The organism is Kaistia sp. 32K, assembly GCF_016629525.1.
In the GTDB taxonomy this organism is placed as follows: domain Bacteria; phylum Pseudomonadota; class Alphaproteobacteria; order Rhizobiales; family Kaistiaceae; genus Kaistia.
The window spans coordinates 4,017,867-4,033,142 of the sequence record NZ_AP024269.1; the positions used below are offsets into that span (position 1 = coordinate 4,017,867).

The following is a 15,276-nucleotide window of genomic DNA, read 5'->3' on the forward strand; positions in this document are numbered from 1 at the left end:
AGCCCCTTAGGCCGCCGCGGATTCCAGCTCGAGCTTCTTGGCGATGGCGCGCTTCAGCGTCGCCGCGCGGAAGGACAGTTCCTTCGCATCGGCCTTGGCGAGGAAGGCGTCGAGACCGCCACGGTGCTCGACCGAACGAAGGCCGTGAGCCGAAACGCGCAGCTTGAAGCTGCGGCCGAGCGCGTCGCTGATCAGCGTCACGTTGACGAGGTTCGGCAGGTAACGGCGACGAGCCTTGTTGTTGGCATGGCTGACGGTGTTGCCGGTCAGAACGGCCTTACCGGTCAACTCGCAGACACGGGACATGACAAAAATCCTTCATATTCCGCCGCAACGCGCCGGCTTCGGCATCCATCGCGGCAGGGGTATCGGAAAGTGGGCTTTCTCTTAGTCACCGAAGCCACGCCCGTCAAGCTTTCAGGACGCGATGACTAGTGACTAAGACGGGGCAAATCACCTAGAATCGCGCGAAGTGATTTGGGGGCATCATCTAAGCCACGGGACCGACGCGGGGACGAAGGCGAAAAACCCGCACGGACAGGTCTCTTCGACGGAACCATTTCTCATGAAATCGCCCCGCTTCCTCCGCGCTCTCCTTCTGCCGGCCTTCGCCGCGGCGGTCGCCTCGCTCTGCGCGCCCCAGCCGTCGCTCGCCGCCCCCGCCAAGGCGGAAGCGCCGAACGGCCGCGTCGACGCCACCTATAACATCCTGCTCGGCGGGCTGACCATCGGCCGCTTCGCGCTCGACACGGTATTCGACGGCAAGGGCTACACCATCACGGTGCGCGGCTCGACCAGCGGCGTCAGCCGCTTCGTCTCGGACGGCAAGGGCTATCTGAAGAGCAGCGGCCGCATGGTCGGCACCCGCGTGCTGCCCGCCGCCTACCTGCTCGACACCAGCGAGAACGGCCACCGCAACTCGACCGTCTCGATGCAGATGAACGCCGGCGACATCGTCAACGTCGCCGCCCTGCCTCCGCTCGCCAAGAAGGCCGACCGCGTGCCGCTGCTGCCGCAGCACATGCGCAACATCTTCGATCCCCTGAGCGCCATGATCGTGCCGATGAAGAACGGCAGCACGGCCGGCGCCTGCAACCGCACCGTTCCCGTCTTCGACGGCTGGCAGCGCTTCGACGTCAAGCTCTACTACAAGGGCACGGCCGAGGTGGACGGCCAGGCCGGCTCCTATAAGGGCACGGTCATCGTCTGCGGCGCCCGCTACGTCCCCGTCGCCGGCCACCGGCCGACGCGCGAGGCGATCGAATACATGGAAAACAACAAGGCGCTCGAGGTCTGGCTGGCGCCGGTCGAGCCGCTCGGCGTGATGATCCCCTACCGCCTGCAGATCGGCACCGAAGTCGGCATGCTGATCATCCACGCCTCGCGCTTCATCGGCGAGGCCGAAACCCAGCGCGCCTCGGCGGAGTAGGTTGCTCCGCTTGGTGGCCCGCGTGCCGGGTTTCCATCTGCATCAAGTGGAGACGATGCGGGCGGAGTTGGTCGGTCGGCGATCGAGACGGTTCTTCCGGACTACATCCCCAAACCTCGAACCATCATCCTGAGGTGCCCGGCGGAGCCGGGCCTCGAAGGAGGGTTCAGTTGACTCCCTTCAGGGAGCAAACAGCTGCCGGTTGATGAGGCCCGGATCTCGGGGGTTCCGCAGCTCCGCTGGACCCTCCTTCGAGGCTTCGCTCGCGCGAAGCACCTCAGGATGATGGTCGGGGCCGTCGATCGGTCTGGCAGCGCTTGCCGTTCGAGCGGTCTGCCAGCCCCGCTCGCGCCGTCATCCCGGGCCTGACCCGGGATCCATTCAGCCGGGCTGCTGGTGACGCGCGCTTCCCGAGTTCACGGCTGAATGGATCCCGGATCTCCGCTTCGCTGCGTCCGGGATGACGGAGCCTGTGCCGTCGCCGGCGCGCCGCCATCCCGCGCCGCCATCCGGCGGGCAGCCACTCAAGCGGCAAGCAGCCGTCCCGGATTGCGACACTCGCCCCGCCCTGGTTAACGCGGACCGGCAAGATGGCACGCTTGGCCTCGCGCCGCCCTGCCCGCCGGCCATTCCGTCCCCGTGCCTATCGTGGCGCCGGCGGCGCCACCCACAAGCCGTAGCGGGCACGAACCCGGAACTCTGTCCCGCCAGCGATTCGTGCTTTCTCCGTTCCGGATTCGGTCGAATCGTTAACGGCCAGCGACAACAGCCTCTTGATTGAATTGACGTTTTGGTAACCCGCTTGTTTCGCGCGGCTCCCGCAAAGGTTAACGTCCCGGCCGGATGTCAGGCGGGCGCAGGCTTTTGCATGGCACTATTTCGTGGCGGTTCCCGCCGCGCCGCACATATATGGTGGTGAACAGAACGCGATTTTCCGGGAGTCAGTGATTCGGACATCGTTTGTTCCAGAAAGGTTCCAAGGTTTAATCGGAGCCCGTCTGCAGGATTGGATCCGGCACCCCATTGTTTCGACATGATACAGGGGCAAGGTCCGAAGCGTTGGAATGGTGAGACTGCCCGCACGATGAATGAACGGTCGAAAGCTACAGGCGCCGGAGCGGGCGGGCGCAACGTCACTGCCGTCTTGGGTCCGACCAATACCGGCAAGACGCATCTGGCGATCGAGCGCATGCTCGCCCATTCGTCCGGCGTCATCGGCCTGCCGCTCCGCCTACTCGCCCGCGAGGTCTATGGCCGCGTCGTGGCGCGGGTCGGCGCCAATGCCGTCGCGCTGATCACCGGCGAAGAAAAAATCATCCCGCCGCATCCGCGCTACCGCATCTGCACGGTCGAGGCCCTGCCCTCCCACACCGACGCGTCCTTCCTGGCGATTGACGAGATCCAGCTCGCCGCCGACCTCGACCGCGGCCATGTCTTCACCGACCGGCTGCTGAACCTGCGCGGCCGCGACGAGACGCTGCTGCTCGGCGCCGCCACCATGCGGGGCATCCTGGAAAAGCTGCTGCCCGGGATCAACGTCATCACCCGGCCGCGCATGTCGATGCTGACCTATGCCGGCTCGAAGAAGATCACCCGCCTGCCCCGCCGCACCGCCGTCGTCGCCTTCTCGGCCGACGAGGTTTATGCGATCGCCGAACTGATTCGCCGCCAGCGTGGCGGCGCCGCGGTGGTGCTCGGATCGCTCAGCCCACGGACGCGAAACGCCCAGGTGGAACTTTATCAGTCCGGTGACGTCGATTTTCTCGTCGCCACCGACGCCATCGGCATGGGCCTCAATCTCGATGTCGACCATGTCGCCTTCGCGCAGGAGCGCAAGTTCGACGGGTTCCAGTATCGCCGGCTGACGGCGGCCGAGCTCGGCCAGATCGCCGGCCGCGCCGGACGGCATACGCGCGACGGCACATTTGGCGTCACCGGTCAGGTCGACCCGTTCGAGGACGAGCTGGTCGAGGCGCTCGAGAGCCACCAGTTCGCCCCGGTCCGCACCCTGCAATGGCGCAATCGTGCGCTCGATTTCCGCACGATCGATAGCCTTCGCGCCAGTCTGGAGCGTCCGCCGGGCCATGAGGGCCTGTCGAAGGCGCCGCCGGCCGAGGACGTCACGGTGCTGGAAATCGTCAGTCGCGACCCCGGCATCCGGGCGCTGGCCAACCGGCGCGAGCGCATCGAACTGCTCTGGGACATCTGCCAGACGCCGGACTATCGGCGCATCGCGCCGGCCAACCATGCCGAGATCGTCGGCGACATTTTCACCTTCGTCGCCCGCGATGGCGCGGTGCCAGACGACTGGTTTCAGCGTCAGGTCGCCTTTGCAGATCGCACAGATGGCGATATCGATACGCTCGCCAACCGCATTGCACACATAAGAACATGGACCTTTGCGGCAAACCGGCCTAACTGGCTTAAGGATCCTCGCCATTGGCAGGAGCGCACGCGCGCTATAGAGGATCGACTTTCCGATGCGCTCCACGAGAGGCTGACTCAGCGTTTCGTGGACCGGCGCACAAGTGTACTGATGAAGCGGCTCAGAGAAAACGCCATGCTCGAAGCAGAAATCACGACCTCCGGCGATGTGCTGGTCGAGGGACAGCATGTCGGAAGCCTGCAGGGTTTCCGCTTCACGCCCGATCCCCAGGCCGACGGCCCGGACGCCAAGGCGATCGCCGCCGTGGCCCAGAAGGCGCTCGCCGGCGAGATCGAACGCCGCGCCGAGAAGATCGGCAACGCCCCCAATCCCGAATTCGTGCTGTCGACCGACGGCACGCTGCGCTGGCTCGGCGCCCCGGTTGCCCGCATCGTCGCGACCGACGACGCGCTCCGGCCGCGTCTGGTGCTGCTCGCCGATGAGGGCCTGACCGGCCCGTCGCGCGAACGCGTGCAGGACCGCGTCGACATCTGGCTGAAGAGCCATGTCGAGACGCTGCTGAAACCGCTGTTCGAGCTGCTCGCAGGCCTCGAGCTCTCGGCGCCGGCGCGCGGCATCGCCTTCCGCATCGTCGAGGGCCAGGGCGTGCTGGAGCGTTCGGAGATCGCCGAGGAGATCAAGGCGCTCGACCAGGAGGCCCGCTCGGGCCTGCGCAAGCTCGGTGTCCGCTTCGGCGCCTACCACATCTACGTGCCGGCCCTGCTGAAGCCGGCGCCGAGCGCCCTCAACGCCATGCTGTGGGCGCTGAAGAACCACGGCCTCGACGCGCCGGGCCTGGCCGAGCTGCCGCAGCTCTCCGCCACCGGCCGCACCACGGTTCCGGTCGATGCGAGCTTCGCCCGGCCGCTCTACCGCGTGGTGGGCTATCGCATCGCCGGCAACCGCGCCGTCCGCATCGACATCCTCGAGCGGCTGGCCGACATCATCCGGCCGCTGATCGCCTGGAAGCCGACTTCCGACAATCTCGTGCCGCCCGAGGGCGCCGTCGACGGCAATGGCTTCACCATCACCGTTTCGATGACGTCGCTGCTCGGCTGCTCCGGCGAGGATTTCGCCGGCGTGCTGAAGTCGCTGGGTTACCGCCTGGACCGTCGCCCGGCCCCGCCCAAGGCGCCCGTCGTCGCGACGGAAGTGGTCGCGACCGAGACGGTCGAGACCGTGACCGAAGCGCCTGCCGAGACGGCACCGGCCGCCGAGGCTGAGGCCGCGCCGGCCGTCGAGACCGAATCGCCCGTGGCAGAGGCTGTCGAAGCCGCTGTGGCCGAGGCGACCGAGGCCGTGGTTGAAGCGCCGGCGGAGGCGGTCGTCGAGACGATCGTGATCGAGACCTCGACCGAGGTCGTGGTCGAGACGACCGAGATCGTCACCGAAACCGTCGCCGAGACCCCGGCCGAGCCGGAAATGATCGACGTCTGGCGTCCGGGCCGGTTCGACCGTCGCCCGCAGCAGCGCGACCATCGCCGCGACCGTCGCCCGAACAACAACGCATCGGCTCCGGCCGAAGGCGCTGCCGGCGAGGCAAAGCCGGAAGGCCGCGAAGGCCGTGGCCGCCAGCAGGACGGCGAGCGCGACGGCCGTCGCCAGGGTGGACGCCCGCAGCAGCAGCGCGGGCCCCGTCCCGAGCGCGGCGATCGTCCGCAGGGCGAGGGACGCCGCAACCAGGACCGCCAGGGCCAGGATCACCGCAACAAGGGCGGCGATTCCCGCCAGGGCCAGGCGCCGCAGCCGCGTCGCGAGGAGCCCCGGCGCGACCGTCCGGTCGATCCGAACTCGCCCTTCGCGGCGCTGCTGGCGCTGAAGGCCGATCTTGAGGCCAAAAAGCGCGGCGGCTAGCCGCGCGATAGAAACCAGGCAGCGCGGCGGCTGACGCCGCGCGACGCCGGGCCAGACACGGAGCCGCGATGAGCGAGGAGACCGGGCGCCAGCGAATCGACAAATGGCTCTGGTACGCCCGCCTCGCCAAAAGCCGCTCGATCGCCCAGAAGCTGGTGACCGGCGGCAAGGTCCGCGTCAACCGCGACAAGATCGACGCGTCGAGCCGCCTCGTGCGGCCCGGCGACGTTCTCACCATCGCCTTCGAGCGCCAGGTGCGGGTGATCAAGGTCCTCGATCCCGGCACGCGCCGGGGTCCGGCGCCGGAAGCCCAGCTGCTCTACGAGGATGTGACGCCGCCGGCTCCGATCTCGCCATCCGCCCAGCCGCTGCAGCGCGGCGGACCGCGACCGACCAAGCGCGACCGCCGCGCGCTGGATGCGTTCCATTCCGGAACGTCCGGGGACGGCGGAGAGACTTTTCCATCCGACGACGAAGATTGAGAAAACCCGTTCTGCCGAAGCGGGCGATTGCGGCATCCACGATCCTTGCACCGTCCCGCCAAAGCGTTTACCCATCCGGCGTCGGCGAGCCTGGAACGTGTTCGCCGTTCCGAGGAGACGATCGTGCCCTATGTCGTGACCGACAACTGTATCCGCTGCAAGTACACGGATTGCGTCGAGGTATGTCCGGTGGACTGCTTCTACGAGGGCGAAAACATGCTCGTCATCCATCCGGACGAATGCATCGACTGCGGCGTCTGCGAGCCGGAATGCCCGGCCGAGGCGATCAAGCCGGACACCGAGCCGGGCCTCGAGCAGTGGCTGAAGCTCAACGCCGAATATGCCGAGAAGTGGCCGAACATCACCGTCCGCAAGGATGCGCTGCCCGAAGCGGCCGAGTTCGACGGTGTGCCCAACAAGCTCGAAGGGCATTTTTCCGAGGCGCCCGGCGAGGGCGACTGACGGGAACAACCGGCGGGGCGCGATTCGCGCCCGAATCCCGGACGAGGATTCCGGCACGCGGCGCCTTCACGGCGCTGCGACCGCAATGCTTTGATTTTTGGGTATTTTGTGATATATATATCTGACAGTCGGTGACCACCTACGGCGTAACCGCACCTTTTGGCGTTTCGTTCGTGAACAACCCACAGCATTGACACGATAAACCGTGCTGACGCGACTAGCGCGCGACGGCAAGGGGATCGTCGGCAATGCCGTGCACGCGCGCGGACGTCCTGCAGGTGACAAGCGTCTTCCTGATCGGCTGACAAGCGGAATGAGCGGACCCGACCGGTTCGCCTCCGGGGCTCGCTTGCCCCGGAACCGGGTCGGAGTCGCATTTGCCATGGATGAGACGGGGAATCGTCAAAATCCGGCCTTTGGCTTGGCGAGCCGGGCCCGCCAATTTAACGGAGTTAATACGCGTATGGCCACCCTCAAGAAGACCACTCTGCGTTCCGATTTCAAGACCGGCGAGCACATCGTCTATCCGGCGCATGGCGTCGGTGAGATTGTCGGTATCGAAGAGCAGGAAGTGGCCGGCATCAAGCTTGAGCTCTTCGTGATCGCGTTCGAGAAAGACAAGATGAAGCTGCGCGTCCCCGTCGCGAAGGCGACGACGGTCGGCATGCGCAAGCTTTCCGATGCGACCACCGTGAAGAAGGCACTCGAGACCATTCGTGGCCGCGCCCGCGTCAAGCGCACCATGTGGAGCCGTCGTGCCCAGGAATACGAAGCGAAGATCAATTCCGGCGACCTGATCCAGATCTCCGAAGTTGTCCGCGATCTCTACCGCTCCGACACGCAGCCCGAGCAGTCCTACAGCGAGCGCCAGCTCTATGAGGCCGCTCTCGACCGCATGTCGCGCGAAATCGCGGCGGTGAGCGAGATCTCCGAGACGGAAGCCGTCCGCCAGATCGAGCAGAACCTCGCCAAGAGCCCGAAGCGCGGCGGCAAGGCCGACGAAGAAGTCGCAGCCGAAGTCGACAGCGACGACGAGACGCACGACGAGGCCGCATAAGGCGCCGGGGCCCACGGCCCCGCCTCTGCGAACTCACTGATTCTACAGGGAACGCCCGGCCTCCGCCGGGCGTTTTTCTTTTGGGCGACCACCAGACGCGAGGGTGTTCACGCGGGCTTCCCGTTCGCATCACACCAATGTGTCGCCCATTCTTTGAACCCGATCGTATGGTTGGGGCTTAGCTGGATACGGGGCTGCAAAAAAACGGGAGCGGTCGGATGGGCACGTCGACAATCTCCGGGCGACGATTCGTCAAGGCGGCGATGCAGGCGCCCTATCTGGAGCGGGACGAAGAGCACGACCTGGCGGTGCGCTGGCGCGAGGTCAAGGACCAGGCCGCGCTGCACCGGCTGACGGCATCGCACATGCGCCTCGTCATCGCGCTCGCGGCCCGCTTTCGTCATTTCGGGCTGCCGATGAGCGACCTGATCCAGGAAGGCCATGTCGGTCTGCTGGAAGCGGCCGCCCGCTTCGAGCCGGACCGCGAGGTCCGCTTCTCGACCTATGCCACCTGGTGGATCCGCGCCTCGATCCAGGACTACATCCTGCGCAACTGGTCGATCGTGCGCGGCGGCACCAGCTCGACGCAGAAGGCGCTGTTCTTCAACCTGCGCCGGCTGCGCGCCAAGTTGTCGCAGGGCTCGGTCGCCGTCCCCAACCAGCAGATCTATCAGCAGATTGCGGTCGCCGTCGGCGTGACCGCGCAGGACGTGGCGCTGATGGATGCCCGCCTGTCCGGCTCGGACACCTCGCTGAATGCGCCGGTGCACGATACGGAATCCTCGACCTCGGATCGCCAGGACTTCCTGGTCGACGAGATGCCGCTTCCCGACCAGATGGTCGGCGAGGTCATCGATACCGAACGGCGGGTGACGTGGCTGAACGAGGCGATGCTCGCTCTGTCGGATCGCGAGGCGCGGATCGTGCGCGAACGGCGCCTGCGCGAGGAAGGCGCGACACTGGAATCGCTCGGCGAGACGCTCGGCATCTCCAAGGAGCGCGTCCGGCAGATCGAGAGCCGCGCCATCGAGAAGCTGAAGGCGGCGCTGCTGCGCGACCACCCCGACCGCGCGACCTTCGTGTGAAGTCGCCAGCGCCGTCGTCCTTTTCCCCCAGGCTGCCTTCTCAGCCTCCGACCATCATCCTGAGGTGCCCGGCAAAGCCGGGCCTCGAAGGAGGGTCCAGGGAACGCCCCTCTGCAATCGGGATTGCCACGCTGGATCCTCCTTCGAGGCTTCGCTCACGCGAAGCACCTCAGGATGATGGCGGAGTTCTGCAAAGCTCAGCAGTTTGGACAGCCGCCCGCCACCTCAAGAACCATCCAGGCCCCGATTTGGAATTATGGGCCGAATTCTGAGGAGGCTTGCCCGGCGTGCCGTCTTGAAGCACCCATGGCCTGAGAGCAGCGGTTCGACCGCTCTGCGTGCTTCGAGACGGCCCCTTCGGGCCTCCTCAGCATGATGAGGGGGTCACGGAACATCTCCCGGACCGCCCAGACGCCCCTACGCCGTCCAGACTTCCGGCCGGGCCTCGCCGAGGCCGAGTTCGGCGAGATATTCCTCGATCACCGTCACCACCAGCTTGTGATCCTCGACCTGCGGCAGGCCGGAGACGGTCGCCGTGCCGACCATGCCGACCTTGTCGACGAGGATCGGGAACGAGCCGCCATGGGCGAGGTACTTCCTCGGGTCGACCGCATGGGCGGTGGCGAAATCGACGCCCTTCTGCCGAGCCCGCTCGCCCATGTAGAAGGAGGAATGGCCGTAGCGGCGGACGACCGCCGTCTTGCCGGCGACCCAGAATTCGTTGTCGGCCGAGGTGCCGGCGAGCGCGCAGTAATAGATCCGCTGTTCGCCGCGCGCGATCTCGACCGCGACCGAGAGCCCGTCGCGCCGCGCCCGCTCGATGATGCGCGTGCCGAGCTCGATCGCCGTGTCGTTGTCGAAACGATCGAAGACCAAGCGCCGCTCCTGGTCGAGCAGTTCCTGCAGCAAACCCGGATCGTCGCTCATGTCGTCAGCCCCCTCTGTCGGCGCGTCGCGCGCTATGCCAACGGCATCGCATCCGGCAGGGGCATCGTCAATCGGGACGCGTTCGGGGGACCGGCCGATCAGCCGGCTTCGATCTCGGCGCCGGCGCGCAACGTGTTGCTGACGGTGCAGATCGTCTCGGCCGCCTCGATCAGCTGGGCCTTCTTCGCCGCGTCGAGCGGCCCGTCGATCGTCACGGTGGTCACGAAGCGCGCGACGCGCGACGGCGCCTCATCGGCCTTCTCCGGAATCACCCGCACGTTCACCCGGTCAATCTGATCGAGCCAGCCCTCGCCGCGCGCGGCGATCTGGACGCTGAGGACGATGCAGGAGGAGAGCGAGGCCGCCATCAGGTCGAGCGGATTGAACCCTTCGGCCGAAGGCCGCGTCACCACCGAAAGCCGTCCGCCCGTCTCGCTCGTGACTTCGGGGAGGCTGTCCCGGTCCGCCGAGGCCGTGGCGCCCACGGCCCGGCTCCTGATCGTCGCATTCATGCTCTGTCCTCGAAGCAACCGCCGGCCCGAAGCCGGCGGTCATCGAGTGCTACAGCCACGGCCAATAGGCAAGCGTCCAGACGATGTCGGAGGTCGCGTCATCGTCGTCGGCCTTGTCGGGATCGCGCGTCTCGACGGCGGGATTTACGGGGGTGGCAACCCGTTCGGTCTTCGGATCGGCAGCTCGAAAGAACGAGAGAAAACGGGGAAGCTCGGAAGCAACGTGGTTGGCCAGTGTCATCGGGTTTCTCCGAAATATGCGCCGCAGAAGCAGGAACCGGCACGTCTCCGTCGTTGGTGGCCAGTGCTGGAACGCTCCGACCAGAACCGAGACTTCCCGAATTGGAACCGGCTGTCAACAAACCCGACTTGTTCGATCGTGTATGTCTACAACCGGCATGCGGCAAGCGGTTGATCCGTTAAGGGGATTTTCACCATGCCCTCGGCATCGAACAGAAAGCCTTCCCTAGCGTCATTCCCGCGTAGGCGGGGATGCCTGCAGCCGGATTTCGGACCGCGATCACCTCCCGATGGCACGGCTGGATGGATCCCGGCTCGGAGGCCGGGATGACGGCGAGCGTGGGCAACGGGAGACGCGGAACACCGCGAGCCCTCAACAAAAAAGCGCCGCGAACCCTGGGGCTCGCGGCGCTGGATCCGTCACGGATGTAGAGGCGATCAGCCCTTCATCTTCTCCTGGAACGTCGAGAGGTGCTTCTGCTGCGCCTCGATCATCTTCTCGCGATAGATGCCGTAGATCACGTCGGTGTCGTGCAGCGTCACGCCCTCGATGGTCGGCGAGGCGAAGACCGGCAGCTCGACGCCCTTCTTCGACAGCTGGTCCGCGGTGCGCGCGATCAGCTCATGCGTCAGGATCATGGCGAGGACCGTCGACGAGCCCGAGACCGGGCGGCTCCAGCCCTCGATCGGGACGATCGCGTCCTCGACCGGCGAGTTGGTGTCGATGACGACGTCGGCGACGTCCTTCAGCCGCTTGCCGGACGAGTGCTTGGCCGGCTTGTCGTTCGCCTTCGAGGTGATGGCGACGACGAACAGGCCGCGCGCCTTGGCGTAGAGCGCCGTCTCGATGCCGGCCGAGTTGGTGCCGGAATGCGAGTAGATGATGATGGAATCGCCGGCATTCAGCGGCTGGTGGTCGAGGAACTTGTCGATGTAGTTCTCGGTCCGCTCCAGCCAGAGCAGTTCGCGCACGCCGCCGGCGCCGAGCACGTTGTGCCACATCACGCGCGGGTCGGTCAGCGGGTTGAAGCCGACATAGGAGCCGTAGCGCGGGAAGGCTTCCTGGGTCGGCAGCACCGAATGGCCCGAGCCGAACAGATGGACCAGGCCGCCCTTCGCCAGCGTCTCGGAGAAGCGCTGCGCCGCCTCGCTGAGCGCCGCGTCATTGGCGGAACCGGCCTTCTCGATCAGCTGGATCAGGCGGTGCAGATAGAAATCGGACATCAATGGTCTCCCTGGGTGATTTCGTGATGGCAAAGTCGAACGGGGCTAGATCCGCAGGGTGGAGCGGATCTCGTAGCGGTCGCCCCGCATGATCGAGAGGGTGAATTCGAACGGCCCGCGCGGGTCGACGGCGAGGCGCTCGACGATGAAGGCGGGGCTGCCGGCCTCGATTTCGAGCAGCTCGGCATCCTCCGGCCCGACGGCGCCGACGCGATAGATCTCCGTCGCCTCGAACGGCTTGATGCCGTAGCGCCGCTCGATCTGGGCGTAGAGCGAGCTGCCGGAAAGATCCTCGTCGAGCAGGCCGGGCACGCGGTCGAGGCGCAGATGCGCCGTCTGCACGCCGATCGGCGAGCCATTGCCGAGACGCAGCCGGCGGACCATGGCGACGGGCTCGCCCTCCTCGATCTCCAGCGCCGCCGCGACGCGGGGGCTCGCCGGCACGATCTCCTGCGCCAGCATGCGCGAGCCGACGGAGAGGCCCAGCGCCGCCATTTCGTCGGTGAAGCTGGTCAGGCCGCGCGCGCCGGCGACGACGGTGGCGCTGCGCACGAAGGTGCCGCGCCCATGTTCGCGCCGGAGCAGGCCGAGCGCCTCGAGATTTCGCAGCGCATGGCGCACCGTGATGCGGCTGACACCGAGCAGCTCGCACAGCCGGTCCTCGGCCGGGATCTGGGATCCGGCCGGCCATTCGCCCGCCTCGATGCGGGCGCGGATGGCGCGCTCGGCCTGGTGCCAGAGCGGCTCCGGCCGGCGCCGGTCGAGGGATGTGATCAGTCCATCGTTCATCGGACCCTCCACCATTCGGCTCCCCGCGCCGCCGCGACCGCCGCGCCGACGAGGCCGGCTTGCGGGCCGAAGCGGCCGGGCCTGATTTCGATACTTCTAAGATGCGGCGGCAGGTGCCGCGTCAGCGCGGCACGAAGCGGCGGCCCGAGGACATCGATCGTCTCGGAGACACCACCAGCGAGCAGCACCGCCGCCGGATCGAGCAGCGCCACGGCGCCGGCGAGCGTGGTGCCGAGCGCCGTGCCGGCGGCATGGATGGCGAGGCTCGCCGGCCGGTCGCCCTGCCGCGCCGCCGCGATCAGCGCCGCGCCGTCGGCGAGCCCGATCTCGCGCGCCGCGCGGTCGAGCGCCCGGCCCGCCGCCTGCCGCTCCAGCCAGCCGGAGCGATCCTCGCCGGCATCGTCGACATCCGCCGAGGCCCAGCCGAAGGAGCAGGCACCGCCGCGGCTGCCGCGCACGATGCGGCCGCCGGCAAGCACCGACGAGCCGATGCCGGTGCCGATCGCGAGCAGGATCGCGTCGTCGAGCCCGCGCGCAGCACCCAGCCGCGCCTCGGCGAGCAGCGCCATCTGCGCGTCATTGCCGGCCGCGACCGGCGCGCCGGCGGGGGCGAGCAGTTCAGCGAGGTCGATGCCGTCGAGATGCGGCAGGTTCGGCACCCAGCGCGCGACCGTGCCCTCGACGAGGCCGGGAACGGTGATGCCGATGCCGACGAGCGGCTCCGCGCGGTTGCGCGTGGCGATCAGCGCCAGCACCTTTTCGCGCAGCGCTTCGGCGCTTTCCGGCGCCGGCCAGCGCTCGACCGCGTCGAGTTCGGAAGGCGCGTCGGCGCGGACGAAGCCGGCGCGCAGGCTGGTGCCGCCGAGATCGAGCGCCAGGACGTGGGAAAAGGTGGTCATTGTCCCGTCATCCCGGAGGCTGTGATGGTACGGACGAAGAAGCGCTGCAGGAACACGAACAGGATCAGCGGCGGCAGCACGGCGAGCGTCGCCCCGGCCATGACGAGGCCGGTATTGACGGCGGAGCGGTTGTAGGAGAGCAGCCGCGAGAGGCTGATCACGATCGGGTAGTTGTCGGAATTGCCCTGCAGCACGGTGAGCGGCCAGAGATAGCTGTTCCAGTGATAGACGAAGGCGAACAGCGCGAGCGCCGCCAGCGCCGGGGCGACGGCCGGCGCGACGATCCGGAACAGGATGCGGAACTCCGACGCGCCGTCGAGCCGCGCCGCTTCCAAGAGCTCGTCCGGCACGCCGGCGATGAACTGGCGCATCAGGAAGATGCCGAAGGCATTGGCGAGATTGGGCACGATGACGCCGGCGAGGCTGGCGTTGAGGCCGATCGTGCCGACCAGCCGATAGAGCGGGATCAGCGTCACGATCGGCGGCAGGAACATGGTCGCGATGGTGATCGCGAACAGAACCTCGCGATTGCGGAAGCGGTATTTGGCGAAGGCGTAGCCGGCCATCAAAGAGGTCAGGAGGATGCCGGCGGTGGTGATGCCGGCGATCACGGCCGAATTGGCGAAGGAGCGGCCGACGCGGATCAGCTCGTTGACCTTCTGGTAGGCGTCGAGCGAGGGCGTCTGCGGGATCCAGACCGGCGGCGTTTGCATCGCCTCGGCCGGGGTCTTCAGGCTCGACAGCACCATCCAGACGAGCGGGAAGGCCGAGGCGACGGCGATCGCGATCATCAGGAGATAGAGGAAGGCGCGCCAGCCGGTCACGCCGGCGCCCGTGGCGGGAAGGCGTCCCTGCGCGCTCATCGCCGATCCTCCCGACGCGCGAAGGCGAAGACGGCGGTGACCGTGATAACGAGCGCCAGGAGCAGCGTCACCGACATGGCCGAGCCGAGGCCGCCCTGGGCGCGCTCGATGCCGACGCGGCGGATGTGATAGGTCATGACATTGGTCGAACCGACCGGGCCGCCCTGGGTGATCAGCGCCACCGGCTCGAACACCTGCACGGCGTTGATCAGCGCGATCACGGCGGAGAAGAGCAGCGTCCGCTTCAGGAGCGGCAGCGTGATGAAGCCGAACAGCGCCGGCCCGCGCGCGCCATCCATCCGCGCCGCCTCGTAGATCGAGGTCGGGATCTGGGTGAGGCCGGCGATGATCAGGATGGTGAAATAGCCGACCTGCTGCCAGACGTTCAAAAGCACGATCGAGACCAGCGCCGTATCGGGCGAGGACAGCCAGGGCTGCGGGCCGATGCCGACAAGGGAAAGCAGCTGGTTGATCGGTCCCTCCGTCGGCGAATAGAGCTTTGAAAACACCAGCGCCACCGCGATCATCGGCACCATGTAGGTGGCGAACAGGATGGTGCGCAGCACGTTGGCGCCCTTGAGCTCGGCCTGGTGGATCAGCATGCCGAACACCACCGAAAGCGGCAGGATCAGCGCGATCGACATCGCCGAATAGAGCGCCGTGTTGAGCATCGCGCCCTTGAAGTCGCGCCCGACCGAGCTCGATCCGAAGATCTCGCGGAAATTGTCGAGGCCGACGAAGGTCGCTGTCGTGAACGGCGTCTGCGACGACCATTTGGTGAAGGCGAGCCACACGGTCAGCGCGATTGGCACCAGGATGAAGACGGCGAGCAGGCCCAGCCCCGGCGCGAGCATGGCGAAGGTCGATTTTCGAAGGCCGATCATGCGGGACTGTTTGCTCTGTTCATGACTGCGATTTTGACGGCGGCCCCGACGGGCGGCCGCTGTCGGCTCCCTCTCCCGCTGGCGGGAGAGGGTCGGGGTGAAGGTCTTCCGGCGACGTCCGCTCAGCGGTGGGGACCTTAAAGC

At 67.1% G+C, this 15,276-nt stretch carries 15 protein-coding genes; 6 read left to right on the plus strand and 9 right to left on the minus strand.

The window, feature by feature from the left end; genetic code table 11:
* Window positions 1–6: 6 nt before the first annotated feature.
* Window positions 7–306 (minus strand): 50S ribosomal protein L28, encoded by a 300-nt coding sequence (gene rpmB, locus K32_RS18625; protein WP_201400942.1) that lies wholly within the window; start codon window positions 304–306, stop codon window positions 7–9.
* A 259-nt stretch (window positions 307–565) separates the two neighbouring features.
* Between rpmB and K32_RS18630 the strand changes: the two genes are divergently transcribed.
* From K32_RS18630 to K32_RS18655, 6 genes are all read left to right on the plus strand, one after another.
* Window positions 566–1,429 (plus strand): DUF3108 domain-containing protein, encoded by an 864-nt coding sequence (locus tag K32_RS18630; protein ID WP_201400943.1) that lies wholly within the window; start codon window positions 566–568, stop codon window positions 1,427–1,429.
* Between the two features lie 1,084 nt (window positions 1,430–2,513).
* Window positions 2,514–5,708 (plus strand): helicase-related protein, encoded by a 3,195-nt coding sequence (locus K32_RS18635; protein WP_201400944.1) that lies wholly within the window; start codon window positions 2,514–2,516, stop codon window positions 5,706–5,708.
* A gap of 68 nt (window positions 5,709–5,776) precedes the next feature.
* Window positions 5,777–6,190 carry an RNA-binding S4 domain-containing protein gene (locus tag K32_RS18640; RefSeq protein WP_201400945.1) on the plus strand — a complete coding sequence of 138 codons (414 nt, stop codon included), beginning with the start codon at window positions 5,777–5,779 and terminating at the stop codon, window positions 6,188–6,190.
* 123 nt (window positions 6,191–6,313) lie between these two features.
* A complete protein-coding gene (fdxA, locus tag K32_RS18645; protein WP_201400946.1) occupies window positions 6,314–6,652 on the plus strand; it encodes a ferredoxin FdxA in 339 nt (112 codons plus the stop codon).
* 463 nt (window positions 6,653–7,115) lie between these two features.
* On the plus strand, window positions 7,116–7,709 hold the full coding sequence (locus K32_RS18650; protein ID WP_201404563.1) for a CarD family transcriptional regulator: 594 nt from the start codon (window positions 7,116–7,118) through the stop codon (window positions 7,707–7,709).
* 218 nt (window positions 7,710–7,927) lie between these two features.
* A complete protein-coding gene (locus K32_RS18655; RefSeq protein WP_201400947.1) occupies window positions 7,928–8,794 on the plus strand; it encodes an RNA polymerase factor sigma-32 in 867 nt (288 codons plus the stop codon).
* A 417-nt stretch (window positions 8,795–9,211) separates the two neighbouring features.
* On the opposite strand, the gene K32_RS18660 is transcribed toward K32_RS18655, so the two are convergent.
* From K32_RS18660 to K32_RS18695, 8 genes are all read right to left on the minus strand, one after another.
* Window positions 9,212–9,721 (minus strand): heme-degrading domain-containing protein, encoded by a 510-nt coding sequence (locus K32_RS18660; protein WP_201400948.1) that lies wholly within the window; start codon window positions 9,719–9,721, stop codon window positions 9,212–9,214.
* A gap of 98 nt (window positions 9,722–9,819) precedes the next feature.
* Entirely contained in the window at window positions 9,820–10,233 is a 414-nt protein-coding gene (locus K32_RS18665; protein ID WP_201400949.1) for an OsmC family protein, read from the minus strand.
* 49 nt (window positions 10,234–10,282) lie between these two features.
* Window positions 10,283–10,474 (minus strand): hypothetical protein, encoded by a 192-nt coding sequence (locus tag K32_RS18670; RefSeq protein WP_201400950.1) that lies wholly within the window; start codon window positions 10,472–10,474, stop codon window positions 10,283–10,285.
* Window positions 10,475–10,911: 437 nt separating this feature from the next.
* A complete protein-coding gene (locus tag K32_RS18675; RefSeq protein WP_201400951.1) occupies window positions 10,912–11,697 on the minus strand; it encodes a sugar isomerase domain-containing protein in 786 nt (261 codons plus the stop codon).
* Between the two features lie 45 nt (window positions 11,698–11,742).
* Window positions 11,743–12,486, minus strand: a complete 744-nt coding sequence (locus K32_RS18680) for a GntR family transcriptional regulator (RefSeq protein ID WP_201400952.1) — start codon at window positions 12,484–12,486, stop codon at window positions 11,743–11,745.
* Window positions 12,483–13,385, minus strand: coding sequence for an ROK family protein (locus K32_RS18685; protein WP_201400953.1), 903 nt, complete (start codon window positions 13,383–13,385; stop codon window positions 12,483–12,485). The genes K32_RS18680 and K32_RS18685 overlap by 4 nt, the downstream gene beginning before the upstream one ends.
* A complete protein-coding gene (locus K32_RS18690) occupies window positions 13,382–14,248 on the minus strand; it encodes a carbohydrate ABC transporter permease (protein WP_201400954.1) in 867 nt (288 codons plus the stop codon). Before K32_RS18690 ends, K32_RS18685 begins: the two co-directional genes overlap by 4 nt.
* A complete protein-coding gene (locus K32_RS18695) occupies window positions 14,245–15,132 on the minus strand; it encodes a carbohydrate ABC transporter permease (protein WP_201400955.1) in 888 nt (295 codons plus the stop codon). The genes K32_RS18690 and K32_RS18695 overlap by 4 nt, the downstream gene beginning before the upstream one ends.
* Between the last annotated feature and the right edge of the window lie 144 nt (window positions 15,133–15,276).